The following is an 18,946-nucleotide window of genomic DNA, read 5'->3' as shown; positions in this document are numbered from 1 at the left end:
GATCGATATACCCAGTTTCCCCTTTACCAGCATCCCCGATACATCGAGGATTGTATTCATTTTATTCTCTTTAGAGCTCTCTGATCCCATATGCTCTGAGGCATATTCAAACAAGGAATCTTCCTCATTGGATACATTTACACCAAAATCACCCAAATAATTAAAGGTAATCTCCGGCACAAGTGCACTCTCAAGTCTTTCCTGACTTAAGTGGGTCAGAATACCATAACCAATTCCTTTATTAGGCAAACGGCGTAAAGCTTCTTTTACTGCCACTAAATGCGCTGCTTCATTACCAGAACCCGATACATCCAGTACAAACGGATAAACCGTTGTAAACCAGCCAACCGTTCTGCTGATATCTACTCCATCGATGATCTCCTCTCTTCCATGACCCTCCATCTGTAAGACACTTCTAGCTGCTGACAAAACTTCTTTCAGCGCTAAACCAAGACCTGTCAGTAACACATCGTTTATCTCTGTGTTATAAACTCCGTGAACACGGGTTTGCAAAAGCCCGGTGGTATGCTGATCCAGAGCGAAAGATTCCGAAGAATCAATTACAGCTGCACGACCTTCTTCTACCGCTTTATCCTGCGCCAAGCCTGTAATCTGATGATCACAAACCTGCTGCCAGTAAACACGCTCCTTTTCAAGTTTGCGGCCTGATGCATATTCCTTTTGAAGCAAAGCCCATCGCTGGAAAGAATCGGTCTTTGCCGGTAAGGCTGTTTTTTCACCTTCCTTATAACCGGAATACAGACTCGATAAATCTTCTAAAAGTATACGCCAGGAAACGCCATCCACCACCAGGTGATGAACAATCAGACCCAAACGGTCTCCGTCCTGCAACCTGAAATGTGCTACCTTCAACAATGGACCTTCAGACAAGTTGATACTTGATTGCAGGGCTTCGCCTAGTTGTGCCATCTCAGCCTGAGCAGCTTCTGATTCCCTTAAGTCATAGAAGTGAATCATGCAGCGATTGGAGCTTACAGCTCCATTAAACTGCTCCCATACTCCCTGATTCTGTTTATAAACCATACGAAGGGCATCGTGATGCCTCGTCAAATCTTCTATGCTCTTCTCCAGTATACTGCTATCCAGCTCTTCCTTACTATACAGTAAAACAGATTGATTGAAGTACTCATGTGCTTGTATCTCCTCTGATTTGAAAAACCATTCCTGAATTGGGGTCAGCACAACAGCACCACTCACTTCACTTTGATCGCTAACCTGGGTGGTCAGTTCTACTAACCGCGCCAGCTCTTCCAGTATAGGCGTTCGAAGAAGATGCTCTACTTTAAGTCTGTAGCCAAGCTGTTTTAATCTGGCTACCACCTGAATTGACTTGATGGAATCTCCACCCAGATTGTAAAAACTATCCTTGATACTGATACCTTCTTTTTTTAATACCTCTGACCATACCGAAACTAAAACCTCTTCCTGTTCTGTTCCCGGTGCTGCATATTCAACACCACTTGATAATCCCGCAATTCCAGGGTCCGGTAATGCTTTTTTATCTATCTTACTATTGGCCGTTAATGGGATGGCCTCGAGTTGAACAAAATGCGCCGGAAGCATATACTCTGGCAACGTTTGTTTTAAATAAGTTCTTAAATCACTTGCGTTCTGCTCGACATTAGAAACGATATACGCCACGAGTTCTTTTTCCCCCGACTCGTTCTCTCTTGCTAAAACTACTCCTTGCTTTATCTCTTCGTGATTCGATAAAGCATATTCTATCTCTCCAAGCTCTATCCTGTGCCCTCTTATTTTTACCTGATCGTCTTTTCTCCCTATGAACTCGATGTTTCCATCGGGTAGCCAACGACCCAAATCGCCTGTTTTATATAACCGCGTAAAACCTTTTGACTTATCTGTTTCAGTAGCAAATGGATTTACAATAAATCGTTCCTGTGTTAAATTTGTGTTGTTTAAATATCCTCTTGCTAATGCAACTCCTCCTATGTACAACTCTCCTGTCACCCCTATTGCAACAGGCTGCATATTCACGTCAAGAACATACACACTGACATTATTGATTGGCTTGCCTATTGGTATATTACTATTGCGTGTATCTGCTTTACTTACTATATAACTTATTGAAATGTCAGTAGCTTCCGTAGGTCCATAAACATTGGTAACAATACATTTGCTACCTTCTGTAAATAATCTTGTAATTGGCTTTATGTCAAGAGGCTCTCCACCTAATGCCAGATTCTTTAGAGACCGAAGCATATTGACACTATCATTATTGGAGTTAAGTAAAGAATTAAACACGCTAGGTACGCAATTTAAAAGCGTTACTTTTTTCAGCAAAATCTCACTAAGAATAACTTCCGGAATAAAAACTCCCGTAGGCGCCATAACCAACATCCCACCTCTGAATAAAGGGGCTAAGATATTTTTACTGGCAGCATCAAATCCTAAAGGGATGACGATTAGAGATCTTGTGTTAGTATCAATCTCATGACTTGTTATATACCACCAGTACAGATTGACTGCACTTCTATGCTCCACCATCACACCTTTAGGTTTCCCTGTTGAACCAGACGTATAAATTACATAGGCCAGATTACCTGGAGTATAAAATTTTGATAATGCTTCTGAACCATAGTTCTCTGAATCAAACTCAACGTCAATGGCAAAAACTTCTCCCTCATAATAATCAATATCATAAATGAAACTAGCCTCTGTTATCAATAATTTTAAACCGGTGTCATTTACAATATATTCCTTCCTGGAAGATGGGTACTCCGGATCGATCGGAACATAAGCGCCTCCAGCTTTTAATACCCCCAGTATCGAAATAATCATCCACTCACTTCTGTCTAATTGTATTCCTATTAGATTATCTGGCTGAATGTCGTAATTATCCCTTAAATAATGAGCCAGCTGATTTGACTTCTCATTGAGCTCACGGTAAGTCTGTTGTTTTTCACCAAAAACTACAGCTATGTTGTCGGGTGTCCTTTCCACCTGTTCTTCAAACAAGTCTACTATCGTCTTATCTTTTGGATAAGCTACTGCTGTGTCATTAAAAGTTACCAACAGTTCGCATTTCTCTTTCTCAGAAAGGTAATCAATATGCGAGATTTTTTGTTCCGGATGAGATAATAGCGAATTTAGAATACGTTTGAAATGTATCATTAAGCGTTCTATCATCTCCCGCTCATAGATATCTACATTATATATTAATTTGAAATGAATATAATCCCCAACCTCTTTGAAATGCAATTCTATATCATTCTTCACTTTAGAAAAACCATTATCCGACACTTGATTTATGACGTCATGATTCAGTCCCTCTATCCCTTTAATTTCTGTAGTATTATGATAAGTGATTGATATGTCGAAGACTGGATTTCTACCCATATCTCTCTGAAGGCCTAAGCCTTCTACCAAACGATCGAAAGGATACATTTGATGGCTATAACTCTTTAAGGTTTGTTCTTTTAAGCTTTCGTAAAAACTGTCAAAGCTTTCCTCAGGATTAACCTCATTTCTTAAAGCCAGTGTATTTACATAAAACCCAATCTGGTCTTCCAAATTGGCATGAACTCTACCAGCTACAGCAGTTCCTATGATGATATCCTTCTCCCCTGTGTAACGGTAAATCAACACATTCCAGGAGGCCAGTAAGCTCATGAATAGGCTGCTCCCTTTCTCTCGGGTATATTCTTTGAGTTTGTCCGTTGTTTCTTTATCCACATAAGTGACTAAGCCATGACCGTTATAGGTCTTAACATGAGGACGTTGTTTAGCACCCGGTAGATCCACTAATGGCAATTCTCCAGAGAACTTATCCAGCCAATATATTTTATGTACGTCAAATGAATCCTCATTCAACCGAGCTAACTGCCAGTCGCAATAATCTTTGTAATGGATTCTTAATTCCTTTAAATCGGGCTCTCTGCCTGTCTGATATGCTTCATAGTATTTCAATACATCTTTAGTCAATACCTCCATAGACCAGTCATCGCTGATAATATGGTGCATATTGAAGTAGAATACATATTCCTCATCTTCTACCTGAAGTAAGGCTGCTCTGAATAAAGGCCCTTTGACCAGATCAAATGTCTGATGGGAATCGGCCGCGATATAAGCTTGTACCTTATCTTTCTTATTATCCTCTTCTCTAAAATCCAAGGAGTGAATGCTAAAGCCCAGATCTTCCCTTTCCAGTACCCATTGCCTGACCTCACCTGACTCCTCTTCTCTAAATACGGTTCTTAAAATCTCATGACGATCGATTGTGGCATCAATCGCCCGCTTGAAGTTTTCAACTTCAATGTCCTGATTCAGGTAGGTACTCTCTGGTAAATTATACGCTACCGAACTTGCTTCGAATTGGCTCAAGATCCACATTCTTCTTTGGGCTGATGACAATTTAAACGGCCCCTTTCTCTTTATTGGCATGATGTCCTGATAATCTGCGTAGGCATCCTTTGCACTAAGATAGGCTATCAACTCAAATTTATTCGCTTTGATTTGCTGCAATAACTCATCAGACATCAAATCACTATTGTGCTTGACTTTTAATCGATCTTGTTCAACCGACAGAAAAATTCCATTATCCAGTAATTGGGTGATTAATTTATCCATTATATTTCAAATTCGTATTTAAATTCAATATCGTTACTCCCGCGATTCATTTGAATAACCTTCATAATCGATTCAATCTTATTGCTCAAATTACCAATGTTTGTGTTCTCAAATATATCATTAATTCTTAGTTCTATATTCATTTCCCGATGAACTAAAGTTACTAACCTGATTACCATTAATGAATTCATGCCTAAACCAAAAAAGTCATCCAATACTCCAATCTTTTCCCTTCTCAGGACTTCCTCACAGATTTTTACCAGTCTCTCTTCCATCTCATTTCTTGGCGCTACATAGGCAACACCACTCGATAGTCCCGCACCCTCAGGATTTGGTAATGCTTTTTTGTCTATTTTACCATTGGCCGTTAATGGGATGGCCTCAAGTTGAACAAAGTACGCCGGAAGCATATACTCCGGCAACGACTGTTTTAAATAAACTCTTAAATCGCTTGTGTTTTGCTCGACATTAGAAACGATATACGCTACAAGTTCTTTCTCTGCTGACTCGTTCTCTCTGGCTACAACAACTGCCTGACTTACAGCTTCATGTTTTACTAAAGCATGTTCTATCTCTCCAAGCTCTATCCTGTGTCCTCTTATTTTTACCTGATCATCTTTTCTCCCTATGAACTCGATGTTGCCATCGGGTAGCCAACGACCCAAATCGCCTGTTTTGTACAGACGCTCTCCTGCTCTAAAAGGATTTGTTATAAACTTCTCCTGACTTAGCGCTTCCTTATTTAAATAACCTCGTGCTACCTGATCTCCTCCAATCAGAATCTCGCCTAAAACCCCAACCGGCTGAAGCGAATTCTTTTCATTTACAATGTAAATCTGTGTATTGTCAACAGGCTTGCCTATCAAAACTTCATGACCCACAGTTGGGTGTTGGCTTAAGTTTATTGCGGTGACATCTATCGAAGCTTCCGTTGGTCCATAATAATTATGCAAGCTCGAAAAAGGAGCCTTTGCTTTAAAGGATGATTCGATTCTTTTTGATAAAGCTTCTCCACTGCATATTACATGCTGCAAACATTCCAGTTTATCCCACTTTATAGTGTCCAACGCTGCACTCAACATCGAAGGAACAAAGTGAATAATACTTATTTTTTGTGATTCTAATAGCTCCTCTAAGTACACCGGGTCTTTATGCCCTTCCGGTTTTGCAAAAACAAGCTTACTGCCACAAACCAATGGGAGGAATAACTCCCAAACCGAAACGTCAAACGTTACAGGTGTTTTCTGTAAAAACACATCTGCCTCTTTCACTTCTAAGTCACGTTTCATCCAGAGCATTCTGTTTACCAGACCGCTATGTTCGAGCATTACTCCTTTTGGATTCCCTGTCGAACCTGAAGTGTAGATCACATAAATCAGGTTCTCCGGTTGAGACCTGCGAGTCTCTACATCTTTAGCATAACGTTCCTGGTTTTCTTTGAACTTGCTTAACTCTTGCTCATCCAGGCAAACCTTACACTGAGTATCTTCTTTTATATAGTCTATTCTTTCCTGAGGATATTGCGGATCAATAGGAACATAAGCTCCTCCTGATTTTAACACCCCCAATATCGACACAATCATCCACTCGCTTCGCTCCAATTGTATCCCTATCAGATCATCCGGCTGAATGTTGTAATTTTCTATTAGGTAATGCGCCAACTGATTGGATCGCTCATTAAGCTCCCTGTAGGTCAGTTCTGTATCCTCAAAGACTATGGCGATGTTATCCGGTGTCTTTGCAACCTGTTCTTCAATTAAATCTACAATTGTCTTGTCCTTCGGATAAGCTACTGTTGTATCATTAAAAGTGAAAAGCAGTTTGTGTTTCTCTTCTTCCGATATAAAATCTATTTGTGCTATTTTCTCTTCAGGTTTTTCCAACAGCGCATTTAACAACTGTTTGTAATGTCTTATCAGTCCTTCAACCATCACCTTCTCATACACATCCGGGTTGTATACAAACTTTAAAGACAGGTAATCACCTATCTGTTGAATGGTAATTTCTATATCTAATTTTGATGTACTAAGGCTTTTATCAACGGTCTCATTTAATTCTTCATCTGATAATTCTACCCCTTCGATTCTATCCCAACTGTTTTGAATAGTAAGCATGACATCAAAAACTGCACTTCTGCTTATATCTCTCTGAAGCTCTAATTCATCTACCAATCGGTCAAAAGGATACATTAGATGACTATAGCTCTTTAAGGTATTCTCTTTTAAAGCTTGGTAAAATTCATGGAAGCTTTCTTCAGGATTAACTTTATTTCTTAAAGCTAAGGTATTTACATAAAAGCCAATCTGGTTTTCCAGATCTGCATGATCTCTACCCGCTACCGGACTTCCTATGATGATGTCCTGCTGAGATGTATAGCGGTATAGTAACACCTTCCATGAGGCCAGTAAGCCCATAAAAAGACTGCCGCCATTCTCCTGGATATATCCCTTCAGTTTAGCTGTTGTTGCTTTGTCCAGATAAGTGGCTAAGCCATGACCGTTATAGGTCTTAACCTTCGGCCGCTGTTTGCTAGCCGGCAGATCCAGTAGGGGTAATTGTCCTGAGAGTTTGTCAAGCCAATACTCTCGATGAGCCTTAAACGACTCCTGATTCAATTGAGATAACTGCCAGGCTGAATAATCCTTGTACTGGATTCTTAATTCCTCCATTTCAGGTTCTTTTCCTGCCTTGTAGGCTTCATAATATCTGAATATATCTTTAGTCAATACCTCTGTTGACCAGCCATCGCCGATAATATGGTGAATATTGTAATAAAATATATAATCATCTTCAGCTAACTGAAGTAAAGATATTCTCAATAAAGGTCCTTTTTCTAAATTATACGCACGGTAAGAATCGGCTACGATATAGGCTTCTGCTTTTTCTCTCCTTTCCGCTTCTTCTCTAAAGTCCTGATAGTCGATTTCAAAGCCCAACTCTTCCCTTTTCAGTATCCATTGTCTAATTTCCCCTGACTCCTCTTCCCTGAAGACGGTTCTTAAAATCTCATGACGATCTATTGTAGCATTTATAGCTCTTTTGAAGCTTTCAATTTCAATTTCTTGATTCAGGTAAGTAGGCTTTGATATATGATAAGCTAACGAACCTTCTTTAAATTGACTCAATACCCATAACCTGTGTTGGCCTGATGATAATTTAAATGGATTATTGCCCTCAACAGGCTTAATGTCCTGATAATCGGTATCGGTGCCATTTGCACTAAGATAAGCGATCAACTCTATTTTATTCTTTTTGATTTGCTCCAATAACGCATCAGATATCAAATCACCATTGTATTTGATCTTTAAGCTTCCTTGTTCAACTAACAAAAAAATTCCTTCTTTCAGTAATTTAGCGATTAATTTATCCATTATATTTCAAGTTCGTGTTCAAATTGTGTCTCTGCGCTCTTACGTTTCATTAGACTAAACTCCAGCTTTGCATCAATTATCCTCCCTAAATCATGTATGTTTGTATTCTCAAGCATGTCATTAATTCTTAATTCAACATTTAATTTTTTATGAATTAAATTGACCATTCTCATTGCCCTTAATGAGTCCATACCTAAATCAAAAAAATTATCTTTAATTCCTATCTCTTTAATTCCAAAGTAGCTCTCAAACAGTGCACAAATATGCTGTTCCGTTTCTGTTTCAGGTGCTTTATATTCATCAGACAAAGCAAACCGCTCCTGAACTATCTGCACTTCCTCCGTTTCAACATTCAGGTCAACGTCCATCTTTCCAATAGCCTGGGTAAGGTCCCGCGTGAAAATAGAAAGACTTGGTATTCCATATTTCAGTATGCGGCGCAACACTTCAAGCCCTTCAGCATTGGTCAATCCATGCTTTAAATTTAATTCATTCCCATACTTCGCTTTATGAGCGAGGGAGGAGACTATAGCCATTCCTGTTTCCGACCAGGCATCCCATCCGATACTATATACCGGCAGCCCGTTGCTATTAGAGCGTGCAAAACTATCTTGAAAAATATTTGCTGTAGTATAGGCTACCTGACCAAAAGGAGCAGTTACTGAAGATACAGAAGAACAAATCACTAAAAAATCGGCAGCTGCTTTCCTGGCCATCTCATATAAACCAATCGTTCCGTAGATTTTTGAGGCAAAAACTTCTTCACTTTGTTCTCTTGTTCGATTTTGAATGATACCGGCATAATCCCCTATTCCTGCCGTGTGAAAAATCCCATCAATCTTTCCAAAATGCCCCTCGGCTTCACGCACCAACAACTCCATTTGACCAACATCTGAGACATCTGCGTTAAGGTAAATGACTTTCCCGCCTATTTCTTTTAGCCTGGAAGTGATAGCATCTGATTCAGGTTTCCTTCCTGTCAAAATAAGCTTCGCGTTATATTGCTTAAGTAAATATTCGCTAAATACAAAACCCATTCCGCCCATTCCACCGGTAATTAAATACACTCCTCCATCCTTTATCAGTGCTGGCAGATTTTTATCTGATTCCAATTTGACAGAATCATGAAATTGTGACCATCTCGTTGCCTGACGATATGCGATGTATGGCTCAGCATATTCTGTAATTATTTCATTGAACAAGTGGCACAATATTTCTTCTTGTTTATCACTTGGCTTAAAATCTATTAGTCTGCATAAAATTTTCTTGTACTCTTTAGGAATAGATAGAACAGAGCCTAAAATTGCTGTACGGGCAGGAATTTCGATATCTCCATCATTTACTCTTGCAGCAAAACTTGTAATCATATCTATACTTACCTGATGAAATGGACTCACCTGTTCTATAGATCTGACTATGTTCAATAAGCTGTAATACCCAAGATCCAGATCCTCTACTGTAGATTGATAGGTAGTTTCTTCTTGTTCTTTAGAAAAATTCCATAGATGAACAATCTTTTCAGGAAGAAGCGAACTTTCTGCCAGTCTTTGAATGAGTTTCAGATAGTTTTCTTCTTTTTTAAAATTCAATTTAAACGTATAATCTTCTTTTTCTTCAAAATGAGTCCCCTGAATTACGCGGACAACCTTAACGTTTGTATTTTCTTTTATCCGGTTAATCAACAGTTCTGCCACTCCCTCATTATCACAAAATATCAGGTATGTAGATACATTTGCAGTCTGTCCGGTTATTGGTAATAATCTGGATCGTTTCCATGAAGATTCAAAGAACCAATCAGAAATATTTTCATTTTTTTGACCTGCACCCTTCAATAACGAGCCGGACAACATTTCCTCAAGAGCTGTTGCCATTGGGTATTTTGTTGGCTGGAAGCTATAGGTTGGCAGGGAAATTTTTTTCCTGATTTTTTCTTCCTCCAAACGATCCCAGTTCAGGTTTATGCCTGATTCCCATAGACCTGAGAGTTTTTCCAGCATAAATAACATATCAGCTGTTTCTGTATTAGGATGCCTGATCAGCTGATGAACTTCTGATAATCCTGTTGCTTTAAAGTGCAAGCGTGCCAGCGTACTAAGCGTATTACCCGGGCCAACTTCTATCAAGATCGTATCTCCTTCCGATAATATACACTCTATCCCAGCAGAAAACTCTACGGTTCCTCGCAGGTGATCTGACCAGTAACTCTTTTTTAAATCACTGATATCAATTCTTTTACCTGTTACATTGGAGAGGTATGGAATTTTAGGTTTACCCAATTTTATTGAAGATGCAATGGAAGTGAATTCCTCCAGAACAGGATCCATCATCAGAGAATGTGAAGCGTGAGAGATGTATAAGATCCTTGAAAGAATCCCTTCCCTTTCAAAGCGCTCTCGAAGTACTGCTATCATTGAGGGTTCTCCAGACACTACACAACTCTCAGCAGTGTTGATTGCTGCTATGTCTACGCCTGGTACTAAATATGCCTTAACCTGTGCAGCAGGCAGGCCTACCGCCAACATATCCCCTTCAGGAAGATTCTGCACCAGTGCTCCCCGTCTAATAATCATCTTTAGCGCAGATTCTAAAGTGAGTACTCCACTAAAACAGGCTGCTACATACTCCCCTAAGCTATGCCCAATCATAATATCCGGCTTGATGCCATAATATTCCAGTTGCTTTGCCAATGCATACTCAAACATAAACAACAAAGGCTGCATGTTTATAGTCTCATTGATCAGATCACTTGAACCTGGTTGATCGGGGTAGATGATCTGCTTGAAATCTGTTGTACTTTCTTTCCTGGCAAGGCCGAAACAGTTGTCGAGTGTTTTTCTAAATACACTGTTCTTGTCTTCGTATAATCCCCGTCCCATATTCTCATACTGAGATCCTCCGCCTGAAAACATAAAGGCGATTTTCTTCTTACTAACCGGTTTCTTGTTTGATGCAACGGACTTACTTTCCAGCAACTCAATTACCTCGTTTGTGTGCCCGGCAACAAATGCTGACCGATAGTCAAAAGTATGGCGCATCTGCAACGTCCAGGCTATATCAACAAAATCGAGTTCCCGATTTGCGATAAGGTATTTTTTCAACTGCTCTTGTTGTCTCGCCAGTGCTTCCGGGCTATTGGCTGACAGCGTTATTAGTTCGAAGGAAGGCTCTTTTACCGGACTTACTTCAAGCGGTGACTCTTCCAAAATAACATGGGCATTAGTTCCCCCTATTCCAAATGAGCTGACCCCGGCTCTAAGCGGAAATTTTTCGTTCTTCCATTCTTTTAATTCTGAATTAACATAAAACGGACTTTCTTCAAAATTGATCTCTGGGTTGGGAGATTTAAAATGTAAAGAAGGAACCAATTTTTTATTCTTTAAACACAAAACTGTTTTTATAAAACCAGCGACCCCTGCTGCTGTATCCAAATGCCCCAGGTTGCTCTTTACAGAACCCACGGCACAATATTTCTCTTTATTATTGTTAAAGGCCTGCGCCAAAGCCCGAATCTCTACCGGATCTCCCAGTTTCGTCGCTGTGCCATGAGCCTCGACATAAGATATACTTTCCGGAACAACATTAGCCGATCTGTGGGCCATTTGAATCACTTCTGCCTGACCATTCACACTTGGAGCTGTATACCCCACTTTTCTGTTTCCGTCATTATTTACCGCACTGCCTTTAATCACAGCATAAATCTGATCGCCATCTTTAATGGCATCAGCTAATCGTTTCAATACCACCGCTCCTGCTCCTTCTGAAACAACTGTACCACTAGCCTCTCTGTCAAATGTCCGGTTGTGTCCGTCTTTTGAAAAGATCATGTTTTCCTGATGCAAATACCCCGTTTCTTTTATGTTATTTTTTATCGATACACCTCCGGCAACGGCTATATGACTTTCTCCGGAAAGTAAACTTAGTACGGCCTGATGTATCGCTACCAAAGAGGTAGAACAGGCAGTATTTATGCTATGTACCGGTCCACGCAAATTTAGTTTATGAGCAATCAGTGTATTCGAAAAATCTTTGTCACTCAAATTGTTTGCCTGAAACGGGTCAATTTTTCCATCATTCTTCAGCAAGCTATAAGCCTCCCATCTCAAATTGCTTCCTGCTCCAGCAAAAAGCCCTATCAAACCTTTATAGCTAAAAGGATCATAACCTGAATCCTCTAGCGCAGACCATACCACTTCATGAAAAACTCTCGTCTGTGGATCCATCAACTTTGCTTCATCGGACAGATAACCAAAAAAACCGGAATCAAAGCATTCTTTATTTTCTAAAACGGAACTGGCTCTGATATAAGCTTCGTTATTAAGCTGCTCGCTGGAAACACCATAAGAAAGTAATTCTTCCTTGCTGAAATGAGTAATGAACTCCTTACCCCTTATTAAATTTTCCCAGAATTCAAAAATGTTTTTGGCCTGCGGAACTTTAATAGACATCCCGATAACAGCAATTTCCGTCTCATATTCTTCTCTCTGGAATACTGAAGTCTGTTGAGCCAACTCTTCCCTGTCTTCTTCCGAACTATCCCCAGATAGCACAGCTGCCTGTTGACGAATCGTACTAAATTCAAATAATGATGCCAATGGAAAGTCGTTGTGAAACTCTTTACCAATTTTTGATTTTAATGCAATCAACTTAATTGAATTACCTCCTGCATTAAAAAAGCCTTCATCTATTCCAATATTTTCCTTTTTCAATACTTCTTCCCATATCTTTACCAGCTTCTCTTCTATGTTATTACCTGGGGCCACATATTCTACTCCACTCTTTAGTCCCAGGCCATCAGGATTCGGTAATGCTTTTTTGTCTATTTTACCATTGGCCGTTAATGGGATGGCCTCGAGTTGAACAAAATGTGCCGGAATCATATACTCAGGCAACGACTGTTTTAAATAAACTCTTAAATTACTTGTGTTTTGCTCAATATCAGAAACGATATACGCCACGAGTTCTTTCTCTGCTGACTCGTTCTCTCTGGCTAAGACTACTGCCTGACTTACAGCTTCATGTTTTACTAAAACATGCTCTATCTCTCCAAGCTCTATCCTGTACCCTCTGAGCTTGACCTGGTCGTCTTTTCGGCCTATGAACTCGATGTTGCCATCCGGCAGCCAACGACCTAAATCACCTGTTTTGTACAAACGCTCTCCTGATTCAAATGGATTCGCTATAAATTTCTCTTTCGTTAACTCTTTTTGATTCAAATAACCTCTGGCTAAACCAGTTCCAGCTATGCATATTTCTCCTGTTAGCCCTGTTGGTACCATCTTATTGCTGTTATCCAATAGATATATGCGGGTATTACCTATGGGTTTCCCAATATGTACTCTTCTGGTTTCTTTTCCTATACTGGCTACTGTTGACCATACCGTGTTTTCCGTCGGACCGTATTCATTAAATAAAACACATTCCGGCAATCCGATAAAATGCTCTTCTACTAAACTGCCACTTAATGTCTCACCCGCTAAAATCACCCTCTTAAAAGGTAACTTGCCTGATGCTGAATGTGACAACAGCAGCTGATAATACGAGGGTACACACAATATACATGCTATTGCATACTCACTTATAAAACTACTGATACTAAAAATATCCTTCAGGTGGTTATCCACTACAATGTATAATGTGCTACCGCCGGTAAGACAACCCCATAAAGCCGCTACAGACGAATCAAAAGAAAAAGAAGGTATCAATAAATACGATTCTACAAAATCATAATATGCATTTCTTGTACACGTAGATGAATATAAATTTCCGTGAGCAATCATGACTCCTTTCGGATTTCCTGTCGAACCTGAAGTATAGATCACATAAGCCAAATGATCGCTTTTAGCCGTGCGAGTCTCTAAGTCTTTAGCATAACGTTCCTGGTTTTCTTTGAACCTGCTTAACTCTTGCTCATCCAGACAAACCTTACACTGTGTATCTTCTTTAATATAGTCTATTCTTTCCTGAGGGTATTGCGGATCAATAGGAACATAAGCTCCTCCTGATTTTAACACACCCAGTATCGACACAATCATCCACTCGCTTCGCTCCAATTGTATCCCTATCAGATCATCCGGCTGAATGTTGTAATTTTCTATTAGGTAATGCGCCAACTGATTGGATCGCTCATTAAGCTCTCTGTAAGTCAGTTCTGTATTCTCAAAGACTATGGCGATGTTATCCGGTGTCTTTTCTACTTGCTCTTCAATTAAATCTACAATTGTCTTGTCCTTCGGATAAGCTGCTGTTGTATCATTGAAGGTAAACAGCAGTTTGTGTTTCTCTTCTTCCGATACATAATCTATTTGTGCTATTTTCTCTTCAGGGGTTTCCAACAGCCCATTTAACAACTGCTTGTAATGCCCTATCAGTCCTTCAACCATCTCCTTCTCGTACACATCCGAGTTGAATATTAAGTTCAAGGACAGGCAATCGCCCACCTCCTGAAAAGTAATCTCTATATCAAATTTTGCTGTGCTATAACCCTGATCAACTACTTGATTTAAAACCTCTTCTGACATTTCAAATCCTGCAATTCTTTCGTCATTATTCTCAACAGTAAGCATGACATCAAATACCGCACTTCTGCTTGTATCTCTTTGAAGATTTAAATCTTCCACCAATCGATCAAAAGGATACATCTGGTGGTTATAACTCTTTAAAGTATGCTCTTTTACAGACTGGTAAAAACCGTCAAAACTTTCCTGAGGATTAACCCTGTTTCTTAAAGCCAGTGTGTTTACATAAAAACCGATCTGGTCTTCCAGATCAGCATGATCTCTACCTGCTACCGGAATTCCTACGATGATATCCTGCTGAGCGGTATAACGGTACATTAAAACCTTCCATGAGGCCAGTAAGCCCATGAAAAGACTGCCGCCATTCTCCTGCACATATCCCTTTAGCTTAGCTGTTGTTGCTTTGTCAAGATAAGCGCCTAAGCTATGACCCTTATAGGTTTTTAGTTTTGGTCGCTGTTTGCTGCTTGGAAGCTCCAGCAATGGCAGCTCTCCTGAGAGCTTGTCCAGCCAATATTCTCCATGTGCCTTAAATGACTCCTGGTTCAATTGAGCCAGCTGCCAGGCTGAATAATCCTTGTACTGGATTCTTAATCCCTTTAAATCAGGTTCTTTTCCTGCTCTGTAGGCTTCATAGTATTTGAATATATCTTTGGTTAATACTTCCATTGACCAGCCATCACTAATAATATGGTGTATGTTGAAGTAGAACCAATATTCCTCTTCCTCTACCTGAAGTAAGGCCGCTCTGAGTAAAGGCCCTTTTTCCAGGTCAAATACCTGATGGGAGTCAGCTGCGATATAGGCTTCTGCTTTTTCTTGCTTATCAGCTTCTTCTCTAAAGTCCTGATAATCGATCGTAAACCCTAAATCTTCCCTTTCAAGTATCCATTGCCTGATCTCTCCCGATTCCTCTTCCCTGAAAACGGTTCTTAAGATCTCATGGCGATCAATTGTAGCCTCAATAGCCCGCCTGATGTTTTCAATTTCAATGATTCCTCTCAGATAAGTGCTTCCCGGTATGTTATACGCGGACGAACCTCCTTCAAACTGACTTAAAACCCATAACCTTCTTTGGGCATCAGAGATTGGATAATTTGCCTGATCAATTGACTTTTCTATTGGAACAAACTCCTCTCTTTTTGAAGAAGCTATCAGTTCTGCCTGCGAAGCTATACTGGTATGAACAAATACCTCTCTTAAAGTCAGCTTTACCGCTAACTCCTTTTGATACTCATTACTCAGACGAACTGCTTTTAAGCTATGGCCTCCCAATGCAAAAAAGTCATCATTGATCCCAATATTTTCTCTTTTCAGTACTTCTTCCCAAATTTTTACCAGTCTCTCTTCCAGCTCATTTCGTGGCGCTACATATTCAACACCACTCGATAGTCCCGTACCATCAGGATTCGGTAATGCTTTTCTGTCTATTTTACCATTGGCCGTTAATGGGATGACCTCGAGTTGAACAAAATGCGTCGGAAGCATATATTCCGGCAACGACTGTTTTAAATAAGCTCGTAAATCACTTGCGTTCTGCTCGACATTAGAAACGATATACGCTACAAGTTCTTTCTCTGCTGACTCGTTCTCTCTGGCTAAAACAACTGCCTGGTTTACATCTTCATTTTTTACTAAAGCATGTTCTATCTCTCCAAGTTCTATCCTGTGTCCTCTTATTTTTACCTGATCGTCTTTTCTCCCTATGAACTCAATGTTGCCATCGGGTAGCCAACGACCCAAATCGCCTGTTTTGTACAGACGCTCTCCTGCTCTAAAAGGATTTGTTATAAACTTCTCCTGGCTTAACGCTTCCTTATTTAAATAACCTCGCGCTACCTGATCTCCTCCGATCAGAATCTCGCCTAAAACCCCAACCGGCTGAAGCGAATTCTTTTCATTTACAATGTAAATCTGTGTATTGTCAACAGGCTTGCCTATCAAAACTTCATGACCCACAGTTGGGTGTTGGCTTAAGTTTATTGCGGTGACATCTATCGAAGCTTCCGTTGGTCCATAATAATTATGCAAGCTCGAAAAAGGAGCCTTTGCTTTAAAGGATGATTCGATTCTTTTTGATAAAGCTTCTCCACTGCATATTACATGCTGCAAACATTCCAGTTTATCCCACTTTATAGTGTCCAACGCTGCACTCAACATTGAAGGAACAAAGTGAATAATACTTATTTTTTGTGATTCTAATAGCTCCTCTAAGTAGACCGGATCTTTATGCCCTTCCGGTTTTGCAAAAACAAGCTTACTGCCACAAACCAATGGGAGGAATAACTCCCAAACCGAAACGTCAAACGTTACAGGTGTTTTCTGTAAAAACACATCTGCCTCTTTCACTTCTAAGTCACGTTTCATCCAAAGCATTCTGTTTACCAGACCGCTATGTTCGAGCATTACTCCTTTTGGATTCCCTGTTGAACCTGAGGTGTAGATCACATAAATCAGGTTCTCCGGTTGAGACCTGCGAGTCTCTGCGTCTTTAGCATAACGCTCCTGGTTTTCTTTGAACCTGCTTAACTCTTGCTCATCCAGGCAAACCTTACACTGTGTATCTTCTTTAATATAGTCTATTCTTTCCTGAGGGTATTGCGGATCAATAGGAACATAAGCTCCTCCTGATTTTAACACACCCAGTATCGACACAATCATCCACTCGCTTCGCTCCAATTGTATCCCTATCAGATCATCCGGCTGAATGTTGTAATTTTCTATTAGGTAATGCGCCAACTGATTGGATCGCTCATTAAGCTCTCTGTAAGTCAGTTCTGTATTCTCAAAGACTATGGCGATGTTATCCGGTGTCTTTTCTACTTGCTCTTCAATTAAATCTACAATTGTCTTGTCCTTCGGATAAGCTGCTGTTGTATCATTGAAGGTAAACAGCAGTTTGTGTTTCTCTTCTTCCGATACATAATCTATTTGTGCTATTTTCTCTTCAGGGGTTTCCAACAGCCCATTTAACAACTGCTTGTAATGCCCTATCAGTCCTTCAACCATCTCCTTCTCGTACACATCCGAGTTGAATATAAAATTCAAGGACAGGCAATCGCCCACCTCCTGAAAAGTAATCTCTATATCAAATTTTGCTGTGCTATAACCCTGATCAACTACCTGATTTAAAGCTTCTTCTGATATTTCAGCTCCTGCAATTCTTTCGCTATTAGTTTTAACGGTAAGCATGACGTCAAATACCGCACTTCTGCTTGTATCTCTTTGAAGATTTAAATCTTCCACCAATCGATCAAAAGGATACATCTGGTGGTTATAGCTCTTTAAAGTATGCTCTTTTACAGACTGGTAAAAACCGTCAAAACTTTCCTGAGGATTAACCCTGTTTCTTAAAGCCAGCGTGTTTACATAAAAACCGATCTGGTCTTCCAGATCAGCATGATCTCTACCCGCTACCGGAATTCCTACGATGATATCCTGCTGACCGGTATAACGGTACATTAAAACCTTCCATGAGGCCAGTAAGCCCATGAAAAGACTGCCGCCATTCTCCTGCACATATCCCTTTAGCTTAGCTGTTGTTGCTTTGTCAAGATAAGCGCCTAAGCTATGCCCCCTATAGGTTTTTAGTTTTGGTCGCTGTTTGCTGCTTGGAAGCTCCAGTAATGGCAGCTCTCCTGAGAGTTTGTCCAGCCAATATTCTCCATGCGCCTTAAATGACTCCTGATTCAATTGAGTCAGCTGCCAGGCTGAATAATCCTTGTACTGGATTCTCAATTCCTCCATATCAGGTTCTTTCCCTTCCCTACAGGCTACATAGTACTTGAATATATCTTTGGTTAATACCTCCATTGACCAGCCATCACTAATAATATGGTGTATGTTGAAGTAGAACCAATATTCCTCTTCCTCTACCTGAAGTAAGGCCGCTCTGAGTAAAGGTCCTTTTTCCAGATCAAATACCTGATGGGAGTCAGCTGTTATATAGGCTTCTACTTTTTCTTTCTTATCAGCTTCTTCTCTAAAGTCCTGATAATCGATCGTAAACCCTAAATCTTCCCTTTCAAGTATCCATTGCCTGATCTCTCCTGACTCATCTTCTTTGAAAACGGTTCGTAAGATCTCATGGCGGTCGATGAGATTATCAAATGATTTTTCAAATAAAGCCAATTTATACTTTCCCTCTAACGTTATACTTACCATCATGTTATAAGCAGCTGAGGCTCCTTCATATTGGCTCAAAATCCAGAGTCTTCTTTGGGCATCAGAGATTGAATAATGATTATTTAAAGAAAGTACAGGAATTTCAGTGTATTTACGATCGTTGTGATACTTTCCTAAGTAATTAATAAGCGCTAACTTATTATCTTTTATCTTAGAGATTAAATCATGAGATAAGTTATCGCCATCAAAATCAATAACTAACTCTTCTTTATCTACGGATAAAAAAATATTTTTTGATTTAAGTTCGCTAATCAACTCTTTCATAAA

General features: G+C 39.9%; 3 protein-coding genes (1 of these 3 running past the window's edge). All 3 read right to left on the bottom strand.

All coding sequences use genetic code 11. From position 1 onward, the window contains the following. Tightly spaced (each overlapping or abutting the next), the 3 genes in view from LNQ34_RS17230 to LNQ34_RS17220 form a layout consistent with a single transcriptional unit that may run on beyond the window. Positions 1 to 4,608: the 5' portion of a non-ribosomal peptide synthetase gene (locus LNQ34_RS17230; protein ID WP_230000604.1), read on the bottom strand. Its footprint begins 3,273 nt before the window's first position; the window shows 4,608 of its 7,881 coding nt (coding positions 1-4,608); the start codon lies at positions 4,606 to 4,608; its stop codon lies beyond the left edge, outside the window. Further along, the gene (locus LNQ34_RS17225) at positions 4,608 to 7,979 is read right to left on the bottom strand and encodes a non-ribosomal peptide synthetase (RefSeq protein WP_230000603.1); all 3,372 of its coding nucleotides are present in this window, start codon (positions 7,977 to 7,979) and stop codon (positions 4,608 to 4,610) included. Before LNQ34_RS17225 ends, LNQ34_RS17230 begins: the two co-directional genes overlap by 1 nt. Then, positions 7,979 to 18,943 carry a non-ribosomal peptide synthetase/type I polyketide synthase gene (locus LNQ34_RS17220; RefSeq protein ID WP_230000602.1) on the bottom strand — a complete coding sequence of 3,655 codons (10,965 nt, stop codon included), beginning with the start codon at positions 18,941 to 18,943 and terminating at the stop codon, positions 7,979 to 7,981. Before LNQ34_RS17220 ends, LNQ34_RS17225 begins: the two co-directional genes overlap by 1 nt. Between the last annotated feature and the right edge of the window lie 3 nt (positions 18,944 to 18,946).

Source organism: Flavobacterium lipolyticum (assembly GCF_020905335.1).
Taxonomy (GTDB): domain Bacteria; phylum Bacteroidota; class Bacteroidia; order Flavobacteriales; family Flavobacteriaceae; genus Flavobacterium; species Flavobacterium lipolyticum.
This window is presented reverse-complemented; position numbering and strand designations above follow the sequence as displayed.

Bases quoted from the DNA above. Each gene is read 5' to 3' on its own strand.
- LNQ34_RS17225 (WP_230000603.1), bottom strand. From the start codon at position 7,979: ATGGATAAATTAATCGCTAAATTACTGAAAGAAGGAATTTTTTTGTTA.
- LNQ34_RS17220 (WP_230000602.1), bottom strand. From the start codon at position 18,943: ATGAAAGAGTTGATTAGCGAACTTAAATCAAAAAATATTTTTTTATCC.